Source organism: Arthrobacter sp. Sr24 (assembly GCF_054511175.1).
In genome coordinates, this window is sequence record NZ_JBTNDB010000002.1 from 41614 (window position 1) to 54092 (window position 12479).

The 12479-nt window shown below is 58.3% G+C and carries 8 protein-coding genes and 1 tRNA gene; 7 read left to right on the forward strand and 2 right to left on the reverse strand.

The annotated features are described in order from the left end of the window. Nucleotides 1-304: 304 nt before the first annotated feature. The 3 genes from ACX80D_RS02205 (at nt 305) to ACX80D_RS02215 (ending at nt 4716) form a co-directional block, all read left to right on the forward strand. The gene (locus tag ACX80D_RS02205) at nt 305-1333 is read left to right on the forward strand and encodes a YlbL family protein (protein WP_459320934.1); all 1029 of its coding nucleotides are present in this window, start codon (nt 305-307) and stop codon (nt 1331-1333) included. A 185-nt stretch (nt 1334-1518) separates the two neighbouring features. Next, nucleotides 1519-4458, forward strand: a complete 2940-nt coding sequence (locus tag ACX80D_RS02210; RefSeq protein WP_459321136.1) for a UPF0182 family membrane protein — start codon at nt 1519-1521, stop codon at nt 4456-4458. Nucleotides 4459-4642: 184 nt separating this feature from the next. Then, nucleotides 4643-4716, forward strand: a tRNA-Met gene (locus ACX80D_RS02215). A 109-nt stretch (nt 4717-4825) separates the two neighbouring features. Here ACX80D_RS02215 and ACX80D_RS02220 read toward each other — a convergent pair. Beyond that, nucleotides 4826-6649, reverse strand: a complete 1824-nt coding sequence (locus tag ACX80D_RS02220; protein WP_459320935.1) for an SLC13 family permease — start codon at nt 6647-6649, stop codon at nt 4826-4828. Between the two features lie 197 nt (nt 6650-6846). Between ACX80D_RS02220 and ACX80D_RS02225 the strand changes: the two genes are divergently transcribed. The 3 genes from ACX80D_RS02225 (at nt 6847) to cls (ending at nt 10326) form a co-directional block, all read left to right on the forward strand. Further along, nucleotides 6847-7224 carry an SHOCT domain-containing protein gene (locus ACX80D_RS02225; RefSeq protein ID WP_459320936.1) on the forward strand — a complete coding sequence of 126 codons (378 nt, stop codon included), beginning with the start codon at nt 6847-6849 and terminating at the stop codon, nt 7222-7224. A gap of 31 nt (nt 7225-7255) precedes the next feature. Beyond that, nucleotides 7256-8758 carry a leucyl aminopeptidase family protein gene (locus ACX80D_RS02230; RefSeq protein WP_459320937.1) on the forward strand — a complete coding sequence of 501 codons (1503 nt, stop codon included), beginning with the start codon at nt 7256-7258 and terminating at the stop codon, nt 8756-8758. 113 nt (nt 8759-8871) lie between these two features. Continuing rightward, entirely contained in the window at nt 8872-10326 is a 1455-nt protein-coding gene (gene cls / locus ACX80D_RS02235; protein WP_459320938.1) for a cardiolipin synthase, read from the forward strand. Nucleotides 10327-10408: 82 nt separating this feature from the next. Here the strand turns inward: cls and ACX80D_RS02240 are convergent, their stop codons facing one another. Further along, nucleotides 10409-11572 carry an AI-2E family transporter gene (locus ACX80D_RS02240; protein WP_459320939.1) on the reverse strand — a complete coding sequence of 388 codons (1164 nt, stop codon included), beginning with the start codon at nt 11570-11572 and terminating at the stop codon, nt 10409-10411. A gap of 374 nt (nt 11573-11946) precedes the next feature. Between ACX80D_RS02240 and ACX80D_RS02245 the strand changes: the two genes are divergently transcribed. Continuing rightward, nucleotides 11947-12348, forward strand: a complete 402-nt coding sequence (locus tag ACX80D_RS02245) for a Rossmann-fold NAD(P)-binding domain-containing protein (RefSeq protein ID WP_459320941.1) — start codon at nt 11947-11949, stop codon at nt 12346-12348. The last annotated feature ends 131 nt before the right edge of the window (nt 12349-12479 follow it).

Below are 12479 nucleotides of genomic sequence, written 5' to 3' on the forward strand. Positions count from 1 at the left end.
CTTCACGTTACCGCCGCCGCGCAGCGTTGTCGCCCTGTGGCGGCCCGCTGTTCGCTCTAGGCAAAGGGTGCGGGCCTTGCAGGGGCGGCACTGTGGCATTCACTGGATGCTCCCAGCCGGGGCACAAGCACAGCACATCGAGACACAGTAAGGTTGGGGGTTGGTACCCCGTTTAATGTGAGTATTTTTGGTCCACGGGTGCCTGCCAGACCCGAGTGAATGTGGAAAGGTCACAGCTTTGAGCCAGGAGACACCCGAAACGGCGGCGACGCCACGCGGTTTTCGCGACAAAAGAATCTCCCTCATGGCGGTCTCTGGTGTACTAGCTGTGGTGTTAGGCGCAGCTGCACTGACGTTACCTGTGCCCTATGTGATCGAATCCCCGGGGCCTGCCATTAACACAATTGGCGAGCTCAACGGTGAGCCCATCATCACCGTTACGGGCCACGAAAGTTTTGCGCCAACCTCCGGCAGCCTTGATCTGACCACGGTTCACCTCACCGGCGGCTTGCCTGAGAGCCCGGTCAACTTTTTCAATGTGCTCTCTTCATGGCTGACACCGTCCCACACGGTCTACCCGGCCGAACTCATGTACGCACCTGGGGCCAGCCAGGACGTCATTAATAGTGAGAATTCCGCGGCTATGACCGGGTCTCAGGAAAATGCCACCGCAGCTGCCCTGACAGCCATGGGTATTGACTTTGAGAGCAGTCTGGCTGTGGCCATGGTCCCTGCTGATGGTGCCGCGTCGGGCATCATGAAGCCCGATGACGTCCTGCTCGCCATTGACAACAAAAAAATTACCGACCTGGGGGTTATCCAGACCGTGTTGGCCGAGGGCGCCGGTGAGCCCGTGCAACTTCAGATCCGGCGAGACGGTGCTGAGCAGACGGTGAGCCTCACCCCGAAACTGGGTAGCGAGGACAAATATTTGCTGGGGGTCCAGATCCAAAATGTGTTTAAGTTTCCCTTCGACGTCCAGATCACGCTGAGCAACATTGGTGGACCCAGTGCAGGGATGATCTTTGCTCTGGGCATCATGGACAGCCTGACACCGGGAGATCTCACGGGAGGAAAAAAGTTTGCTGGCACGGGAACTATTGATCCCGCGGGGAATGTCGGCGCCATTGGCGGCATTGCCCAAAAGCTTGTGGGCGCTCGCAGCACGGGCGCTGACTATTTCTTAGCACCTGCAGCAAATTGTGGCGACGTAGTTGGACACATTCCCGATGGCTTGCAAGTCATCAAGGTGAGCACGCTCGAAGAAGCCTATGACGCTGTGACCCTGATTGGTTCCGGCAAAGACAGCTCAGGACTTCCTACATGCAAATAACAATTGAGTCCCCATGCGTAACGATTGCGCATCACACGGAACTTGGCCCACGGCCCGTTCGTGGCACCCTTATGGAAGTACCCCCAGTTTTTCGTCTCCAACAGTTGAGTAAGAGGTAGAGAGTGACATCCCGCCCAGCCCCGCCGCCGAGCAATACCATCCGGCCCAAGCGACGTAGCGCATTGATGCCCACCATCATTGTCGTGGCGGTGCTTGTGGTCGCAGTGCTGATCTTTTCGGGGGCCTACACGGATCTGCTCTGGTACAACCAGATTGGCTTTTCCGAGGTTTTCTGGACCGAACGCATTGCCAAGATCCTGATATTCATTGCTGGCTTCCTCATCATGGCAGTGGGTGTGTACTTCTCCATTCGGGCCGCTTATAAGGCGCGCCCCATTTATGCCCCCGACAACGCACATGAGGACAACCTCAACCGTTATCAGATGCAGCTGGAACCGATCCGCCGAGTGGTGATGCTTGGTGTTCCGATCATTTTTGGTTTGTTTGCCGGCACAGCAGCTATGGCCCAATGGGAAAAGGTGATGCTGTTCCTCTACCGTGTTCCTTTCGGTTCAACTGACCCCGAATTCGGGCTGGACGTTAGCTTCTACACCAACACCCTGCCGTTCCTGGGCTTCTTGGTGGGCATGCTCATCAGCGCTGTGGTGATAGCTTTCATCGCCGGAGTGCTGACCCATTACCTATACGGTGCCATCCGGTTAACTGAACGCGGCATCTTCACCACGCGCGGCGCGCAAATCCACATCGCCATTCTCGCCGGCGTCTTCCTGTTGCTGCTAGCTGCAAACTTCTGGCTGGGCCGCTACGCCACACTGCAAGACAACAGCGGGTTCCGTGCTGGGGCCATGTTCACCGACGTCAACGCCGTCATCCCCACCAAAGCTATTTTGGCCGCGGCCGCTATCATCGTGGCTATTTTGTTCATTGTGGCCGCATTCATTGGCAAGTGGAAACTGCCCCTGATTGGTGCGGGCATGCTAGTCGTCACCGCAATTGTTGCTGGCGGTCTGTACCCCATGGCCATCCAGGCATGGCAGGTCAAGCCCTCGCAGGGAAATGTGGAAGCTGAGTTCATTCAGCGCAACATTGAGATGACTCGCCAGGCTTACGGACTCTCGGATATGGAAGTCACCCCTTACAACGCAACCACGACGGCGGAAGCCGGCGCTCTGCGTCAGGACGCCGACACTGCGGCTAACATCCGTCTGCTCGACCCGAATCTACTCTCAGCCACCTTCCGAGAGCTAGAGCAGTACCGCCCGTACTACGAGTTCCCCAAGACTCTCAATGTTGACCGTTACACCGTTGACGGCGAAGTTCAAGATGCGGTGATTGCTGTGCGTGAGTTGAACCCCGACGGGTTGAACCCAGCTCAGCAGAATTGGTACAACCAGCATTTGGTTTACACCCACGGCTACGGCATGGTGGCTGCCTATGGCAACACCGTGACAGCCGATGGCAAGCCGGAATTCATGCAGTCGGGTGTGCCCTCCACAGGTGTGCTGGGAACGGACTCCAGCTACCAGCCGCGGATTTACTTCGGCCAGTCCATGACTGAATACTCCCTCGTAGGTGCTGAAGAGGGCACCGCACCCATTGAGCTGGATCGCCCGCAGGGCACCACCGGAACAGCAGATGAGAAAGCCGAATCGGAATCTCTGACGACCTTCACCGGCAACGGTGGGCCCAGCGTGGGCAACTGGTTCAACAGGGTCATGTACGCGCTGAAGTTCCAGTCGACGGACCTGTTGCTGACCAACGGTGTCAACAGCAAGTCTCAGATCCTCTACGACCGAACGCCCGAAGAACGTGTGGCCAAGGTTGCGCCGTACCTGACCATTGATGGAAACCCGTACCCGGCCATTGTTGATGGCAAGGTCAAGTGGATTGTTGATGGCTACACCACCAGCTCCTACTACCCCTATTCACAGCAGCAGCAGTTGCAAGAAGCCACTACGGACTCTCTAACGGCCACCAATGGGATGGCTCCGCTCCCCAATGCTTCTGTGAATTACATCCGCAACTCGGTCAAGGCCACTGTGGATGCTTACGACGGTTCCGTTGACCTATTTGCGTGGGACACTGAGGACCCGATCCTGAAGTCCTGGCAGAAAATCTTCCCAAGCACCATCAAGCCGTACACGGAAATGTCCGGGGACGTCATGTCTCACGTACGTTACCCGGAAGATATCTTCAAGGTACAGCGTGAGCTGCTGGGCCAGTACCACGTGACTGATCCGGACAAGTTCTTCCAGAACACCGAAGCATGGTCCGTCCCGGATGACCCCACCACCGCGGCCACTGACAAGCAGCCGCCGTACTACCTGTCCTTGAAGATGCCCGGCGCCGAGAAGGCAGCCTTCTCGTTGACCACGAACTTCATTCCCCAGGAAGTGGCCGGAACCGACTCTCGCAACGTCTTGTACGGGTTTATGGCAGCTAATGGTGATGCCGGAAACGTCAAGGGCGTTAAGAGTCCTGACTATGGGAAACTGCAGTTGCTTGAGTTGCCGGTGGAAACCCAGGTACCAGGTCCCGGCCAGGTGCAAAACACCTTCCGAACCGATCCGAGGGTCTCTGATCAGCTGAATATTCTGACGCTTGGCCAGTCCGAGCTGAAGAACGGAAACCTGCTCACCCTGCCTGTGGGTGGCGGTCTGTTGTACGTCCAGCCCGTCTACCTGCAATCAAAGGGTGCGACGTCCTTCCCGACGCTGCAGCGCGTGTTGGTGGCTTTTGGTAACAAGATTGGTTTCGCAGCCACCTTGGATGAGGCTCTGGATGATCTCTTTGGCGGTGACTCCGGTGCCGCAGCCGGTGATGCCAACGTGGAGAAGATTCCTGACGCAGCTGTGTCTGAGCCGGGAAGCCCTGCACCGTCCGGAACGAGTACCAATCCAGCGCTTGCCAAGGCGCTTCAGGACGCCAGCGCAGCCATCAATGAAGGACAGGCTGCTCTCGCCAAGGGTGATTTCACCGCTTACGGCGAGTCTCAGAAGAAGCTGGAAGCGGCTATCGCAGCCGCCGTCGCAGCTGAAGGTGCCCCGGCAACGCCTTCCACCCCGGCGCCCACAGCCACACCTAGTCCTAGCGCGGCACCATAGTTCCGGCGTCGTTAGCTAGATAACGCGTTATCAGCGGTAGTCGTAAGGCCCGGTCACCTCACAGTGACCGGGCCTTACGACTACCCTCGTGAGCGCGGATGGGCACACAGTTGCCGCAGGAGATGAACGTCACGTGCTTTCAGTTTGGCCTGCTGGTGAATGGCCGGTAAAGTAATAAACACATCGCGGGGTGGAGCAGTTCGGTAGCTCGCCGGGCTCATAACCCGGAGGTCACAGGTTCAAATCCTGTCCCCGCAACTCCACAAGAAAACCCCCAGCCTTATAGGCTGGGGGTTTTCTGTTTTCCGGTGGTGGGCCCACGCCCGCGACGGGCCCGCGAGGTACCAGATTGGGGAGCGGGTGGGGACTAGAACGGCCAGAACACCGGGACCAAGAACACCGCAACGGCTACGTAGAGCGCCATGATGACCAAGCCGAACTTCCAGTAGTCGCCAAACTTGTAACCTGCAGGGCGCATGATCATCATGTTCGCCGGAGTGGCAATGGGTGTGAGTAGGGCCGCGGATGACGCCACACTGACACACATCAGTACAGTGAGCGGTGAAAGCCCCGACTCCGTGGCCACCGACAAAGCGATCGGGATAATAATCAGGGCCGTTGCAGTGTTGCTGATCAGCTGCCCCATGACGGCTGTGACAACGAAGATACCAATGAGCAGCAGATACGGACTCCCACCTCCGGTCAGCGTGACAATCCCGTCTGCCAGCAATTTTGCCGTGCCTGTCTTGGTGATCGCGGCAGATAGGGGAATCATTCCGGCCACCAAGATCAGGGTTTGCCATGCCATTGAGCGGTGCGCTTGGCCAATGGTGACCACCCTAGTCAGAACCATGGCCATGGTTGCCAGAAGAGCCGCTACGGCCGTCGGGACGATGTTGGTGGTCATCAGGACCACCATGGCGGCCAAGATGATTAAGGCCGGGACGGCTCCTGAACCTAGCGGAACGGTTTGGCGACGAATGGCATCGGGGGAGTCCACCAGCAGGACGTTGTGGTCCCGAGTGTGCTGGTCCAGCTCCTGCCAGCCACCTTGCAAGAGAAGGGTGTCTCCGGCCTTGACGCTGCTTACTTGGCCATCGGGCACATTGGCGGCGGCAGCTTTACCTGCTCGCTGGTGGGCCAGCACCACCAGCGAGCCGCTCTCGGTGACCATGCCTGGATAGACATTAGTGCCAATGAGATTTGAACGTGGTGCCACCAGCACTTCGGCGACACCAAAGGATTTACTGATTAAACCGCAAGCAATCACATTGTCATCGGCAGCCTCCACCGTCATCTCGTGTTTAACGGCGAAATCTGCAATGTCAGTGGCCGTGCCGCGCACCACCAGGTAATTGCCGGCGTCGAGCGTCTCCCCTGTGGCTGGCTTCCCAGTAGCACTCTGGACGCTGATCAGGTGAACTCCGCCACGAATGGCAGGCAGCACTCCAACAATTGGTCGGTCCACATGGATGCTGCCAGCCGGGATGAGCAGGCGAGCAAGTCCGTGTTCATCGGGCCAGTACTGGCGCAGTAACACGCGAGAGTGCTCGCTGAGATCCTTGGGCCTGTCCTCGGGGGTCCGTTGCGGCAGTAGTTTGGGGCCGAGGTAGATGGCAATCAGGATGGTACCGATGAGCAGTGGCATCCCCACCAGGGCAAACTCAAAGAAGCCAATTCCTTTGCCGGTGGAATCGATGGCTGCCTCAAGGATCAGGATGTTGACGGGGGATCCGGTCAATACGAGCAGAGAGCCAGCGTGGGCCGCAAAGGCCATAGGCATGAGCAGCTGTCCAGGTTCCCGACCCAAGCGTACGGCCAACACCACCACCATGGGCAGCAGCGCAGCGACGGCGCCATTGACGCTAATGATGGCTGTGAGCAAAGCCGTAAAGAGCATAATCAACGCGGTGAGCCGTGGTCTGCTTTCGCCGGCAAAGCGGACCAGTAATCCGCCCATCCAGGTGGTGATGCCAGCGGCGTCAATGGCCTCGGCCACCACAAAGAGGGCGGCGATGAGGATGACAGTCTGGGAGCCAAATCCAGAAAATGTTTCATCGACGTTGATGATTCCCGTGGCGAAGAGTAGCAAGGCCACACCAATGGCTACGATTTCGACAGGGATTTTATTCCAGATAAATATGACAATCGTGATTGTCAGAATTGTCAGCATTACGGCTATTTCACTCATAGGCAAAGATTAGTTAAAAACAGTGGCTTGAACAATGCTGAAGCGGTATTCTTCGTGTGTAGATCCTGAGCATAATTTCTGACTGAAAACCACAGTGGACTGCTAATTAGGTCCCATAATTACGCCTAAGGCCAGCGTGGTGGTCCTACAACGCCACCGTTGGTTGGCGTTAATAACTGAATCAACTGGAGTTAATAATGCAGTTCTTCGAAGTTTTTTGGTCAATTACCATTGCGTTCTTGTTCTTGGCCTATTTGATCCTCCTGTTTCAAATTGTGGCCGATATCTTCCGTGACCAAACGCTGTCCGGCGTCTTCAAGGCAATCTGGATCTTCTTTCTTCTGGTGACGCCCTATATCTCTGCGCTGATTTACATCATTGTCCGCGGAGCTGGCATGTCCGAGCGGAATGCCAAGGTGGCCTCGAGCGCACAGGCGCAGACCGAGGAATATTTCCGCCGCGTAGCTGGAAGTCAAAGCCCGGCGGACCAGATTTCATCGGCCAAGAACTTGCTGGACTCTGGCGTCATCAACGACGCTGAATACGCACAGCTCAAGGCAAAGGCCCTAGCCTAACCGTTTCACCTCTTTGAAAGGTTCGCTACGCATGGCACATACACCCATCAAGCTCATCCCGGAATCCTACGATCCGGCTCCTTCCCTCCGTCTTGACCCATCCGTTAGTGCCGCGTCCGCACCCGGTGGTGGGGCAAGCGCCGTCGGATATTACGTCTCCACTGATGGTGACGTTCCGGAGGAGGTAGGACTAGACCGGGACTCCTTGGCGTCCGCTGGATTCACCGGGGCAGCCGGCCAGTCTTTGGTGCTTGTCCGTGAAGGTTCCACGGCGGTCATCGCCGTGGGTGCCGGAAGCGGTGTCGTGCGCACCGTGGATGAGTTGCGCGACGGCGCCGCAGCGTTTGCCGCCGCCGCTGCCCGTCACGAAAAGCTTTCGCTCGTGCTGCCGGCAGGCCATCGCGTTGGCGCCGAAGCTGCCGCACAGGCATCCATAGAGGGCGCGCTGCTGGCCCGGTACCGTTTTGACGCGCTCAAGAGTGATCCCAAGACGGTTGCTGTTGCCAGCTTTGAGATTGTTGGTGCCGGCGAGGGAGCAGAAGCCGGTGCGGCCCGCGGCAAAGTTCTGGCCCGTTCGGCCGCGCTTGCCCGCGACCTCGCAAATAACCCGCCCGGCCACCTGACAGCCGCCGAATATGCGGACTTTGCTTCCGAGCAGGGACCCTCCTTCGGTCTAAGCGTTGAGACGTACGGCTTGGACGAGCTCATTGAGATGGGCTGCGGGGGCCTGTTGGGCGTTAACGCTGGCAGCTTCGAGGAACCGCGGCTGATTGTGCTGCGCTACGTCCCGGCGGGTGAACCCACAGCTCATTTGGCGTTGGTGGGCAAGGGCATCATGTACGACTCCGGAGGCATCAGCCTCAAACCCTCGGACCCCATGCACCTTGCCATGAAGATGGACATGGCCGGATCCGGTGCCGTCATGGCAGCTATGACGGGTCTGCGGGACTTGGGTGCCACAGCCGCGGTCAGCGCGTGGCTGGTCTGCACCGACAATATGCCCTCCGGGACAGCCACCAAGCTTGGCGACGTCCTCACGGCACGCAACGGCACCACGGTGGAGGTCAAGAATACCGATGCTGAAGGCCGCTTGGTCATGATGGATGCACTCAGCTTGGCCATGGAAGAAGCCCCTGACGCCATTGTTGATGCTGCCACGCTGACCGGCGCTGCGATGGCTGCACTAGGAACCCTGGTCGGTGCCGTGATTGGCAACGATCAGGCACTTGTAGAGCAGATCAAGAGGGCCGGCGCCGCAACGGGCGAGTCCATCTGGCAACTCCCGTTGGAAACCCGGTACCGCAAGCAGCTGGACTCTGACACTGCTGACATCTCCAATATGGGTGGCCCCACGGCCGGTGCCATCACTGCCGGACTGTTCCTAGCCGAGTTCGTCAAAGGGACGCCCTGGGCGCATTTGGACATCGCCGGCACCATGAAGAGCGATTCTAATGATTCCTGGCGCCCCATCGGCGCCACGGGCTTTGGTACCCGGTTGCTGAGCGAATTCATCCTCAATTACACCAAGCCCTAAGGCATGGCGGCCGATCCACTAGCTAGGATCAAGAACAGGCGGCGAAGGACTCCCCACGAGCCCTCCGCCGCCTGCGTCGTTCATCAGCCATTACAGAGCGGAACCACCCCACGATGATCCACCCGGAAGTGCTCGCCTGGCTGTTGCTTGCCGGCCACATCATCCTCGGCGCCATCGCCGTTGCATATATTTCTGCCCGGCGCCGCCCAGCTACGGCCATCGCTTGGATGCTGACCATCATTTTCATCCCCTATATAGGGTTCGTGGCGTTCATGCTGGTGGGCTTCTCGCGCCTGCCCGCCGCCCGCCGTGACAAGCAGAAATATGTTAACGAGCTCATCCTGGAACGCACTGAGGGGTTCGATCAGCTCAGCCACAAGGAGGAGTGGCCCCCCGGCCTGCCCGGCCTGGTGACTCTCAACAGTGCGCTCGGTGCGCTGCCTATGGTGGGAGGCAACGACGTCGAACTTCTCCCGGATTACCACGGTTCCATCGCGGCGATGGCGGCGGAAATTGATCGAGCACAGCATTATGTGCACGTGGAGTTTTACATCCTGGTGCACGACGACGTCACTAAAGTCTTCTTCGATGCGCTAGCTCGGGCGGTGGCGAGGGGAGTGCGAGTGCGTGTGCTCAGCGATCATCTGGCCGCGCTCATGAACCCGGGGCGGAAGGAAACGCTGGCCCGACTCTCTGACATGGGGGCCGAGTACCATGCGATGCTGCCGTTGCGCCCGTGGAAGGGTCATTGGCAGCGCATTGATCTGCGCAACCACCGCAAATTGGTGGTGATTGACGGGGCTGTGGGCTTCACGGGTTCGCAAAATCTGGTGCACGAGAGTTATAACAAGAAGAAAAACATTGCGCGCGGGCTGCGCTGGCACGAGTTGATGATGCGTATGCACGGGCCCGCCGTTAGGGAGCTCGACGCCGTATTTGTGACCGATTGGTATAGCGAAACCGACGTGCTGCTGGAGCTGGATACCTCACCGGTGGTGGTGGATCCCGCTGAGTATCTGGTGGATGCGCAGGTGGTGCCCAGTGGGCCGAGCTTTGAAAATGACAATAATCTCAAGCTGTTTGTGGCCATGATTCATCAGGCCACGGAGCGGGTCAGCATCACCAGCCCCTACTTTGTGCCCGAGGATTCGGTGCTGATGGCCATCATCACGGCCGCTGGACGCGGGCTGTCGGTGGAGCTGTTTGTCTCCGAGATTGGCGATCAGGCCATGGTTTATCACGCGCAGCGTTCCTACTATGAGGCGCTGCTGCGGGCCGGTGTGAAGATTTATCTGTACAAGGCGCCGGAGGTGTTGCACTCCAAGCACTTCAGCATCGACTCGGATGTGGCCGTTATTGGGTCCTCGAATATGGACGTGCGTTCATTCTCGCTGAACATGGAGATCTCGGTGCTGATCCACAGCGAGTCCTTTGTGCAGCAATTGCGTGTGATTGAGGACGGCTACCGGGCCAATAGCCGCGAGCTGGAACTCACCGATTGGGTCAAGCGACCGGCGTGGGAAAAGTTCTGGGACAGCGCGGCGAGACTGACCTCCAACCTCCAATAGCGGCCCCACCCCTCCGACGCTAGTGCAGCAGTGGCGGCTTTTTCGGGAACGCTAGTGCAGTAGTGGCGGCTTTTGGGCGACGCTAGCTCACTTGGCCGGCTTTTTTGAATCCTTTGGACACCTTGGCGGCTTTGGCCTTGGCGGCTTTGGCCTGCGCCCGTTGGCTAGCCAGCATCGCCTTGGATTCGCCGATGTCTCCAATGAATGGGCGCAGCCAGGCCGCTTGGGGATGCGAATCAATCAAGATTGCCCGGGCAAAGAGGGTAAGCGGGACGGCCATCAAAGCACCGAGTGGGCCCAAAAGAGCCGACCAGAAAATGACCGACAAGAACGTCAATGTCATGTTCAGGTTCACCGAACCAGAGACAAATTTGGGCTGGATGATGGACTGGATCAGAGAGTTGATGACCCCGTAGAAGGCCACCACGCCTATGAAGGTGGGTAGCCCGCCGGCCAGAAGAGCCATGATGGCGGCTGGAACAAGGCTGATCCAAAAGCCAATGAAAGGAATGAAACCGCACACAAAGGACAACAGTGCCCACAACCCTGCGCCCGGGACTCCGAGGATCAGCAGCAGGGCGAGGTTCAGAGCGGCCACGATGGCGCCGAAGATGGTGGTCATGATCATGAAGGAACGGGAAAGTCTTGCGAAGTTAGTCAGTGCCTCCACCACCGGGGCACGCTTTTCTTTCACTGCGTCAAGAATCGTGGGGAAGTAGGTGGCGTCGATGCTCATGAACATGACTAGCAGCAGCAAGAACACGAGCCCTGAACCCAGGTTTATGGCGCTGCCCAGTAAGTTGTAGGCTGTGTCGATCAAAACTCGCAGGTCAACGGAGTCCACAATGGCGCGAACCTGATCGTCGCCAATGCCGAGGTTGTCGTGCAGAAAATTCCGTAGATCGGCACGCAATTCCGTAATTTGGGGCGCAAATTGTGGCAAAAGCCGGGTAAGTTGAACGGCCGATACCCAGAGTGATGCCACCAGCGCACCGATCATTGCGTAGACAGAGAGGATGCTGACCATGCCCGCCAGTACAGGGGGGAATCCCCGCAGCAGGAGTCGTTGTTTGACCGGATAGACGCAGATGGTCAGCACAAGCGCCAAGAAGACAGGACCCACAATCGAGGAAATGCGGCCGAGACCGATTAACACGATGACGGCGGCCGCCAAACTGATCAAAACCTTGGTTCCCGATGACTTTGGAGTCGGTGCGGAGGCCGGACTTCCCGTTGAAGCACTCATGATGTTTCCGTTTCGATCCTGCCAGTCCAATGCCCCAATGGCATTGAAATTATCCTATCCGTGACAGGACCCCCTCGAAGGGTGCCATGAGGAATTTTCAGCGACTGTCACGGCGTTGAGTTTCGCAGGCCAGGCGGCGAGAGCCCAAGTGGGCCGACCGTCGTCGTCCATCAAAATGTGCCCGAACCGCTGCGCAATGGGCCGTGGAGAATTTTTCGAGAGCGATCTGCGTACACCGAACTGAAGGGGGCGTGAGAGGTTGATCCAATGATTTGTGACGCACGACGGCGGTGAGCGGCTGCCCGTGACGGCGCCCGCGTGGTGCTCATTGCCGAGGAAGGCACCCTTGGCCCGCGACTTGAAGGCACCCTTCATTGGGTGCTTCTGGCATTGAGGTAGACAGCGGACTAGTCGTGGCTGCGTTGGGTGATGGCCACGACGTTGCCACCATGGCCCGCTCGGCGAGGCGCGCAGTGGTACGTTCTGGCAGGATCTGCAGTGTCCCTCATACCGCCTGTGTGCTCTCAACGGGCAGGAATCTGGAAGTTTCGCCCGATCCGAACGAGCTCATTGCCGATGTCAATGTGCGTGGCAGCTTCATGTGGTCCAGGGTTGCTCGGCCGCACCTGCTTGAGGATATGAATTCGCACATTCTGACGCTGAGCCCGCCCCTGAATATGGACCCAAATGGCTCAGAGCGAATCACGCCGACGCCTTGGCCCGGAACCACTCCTGCTACTGCTGCCGCTACCGGTGTCTTGGATGGGGTGAGATGATCCGGCGCCTGTGGTTTCCGGGCGACAAGCTGATGCCGCCGCACGATTCTCATCATCAGCAGCCGGGAGCTCACGGGGTGGACCATGGTTGATGAAGAGCTCCTGCTGGCCCGTTCCTGAGTGTTTTTCGG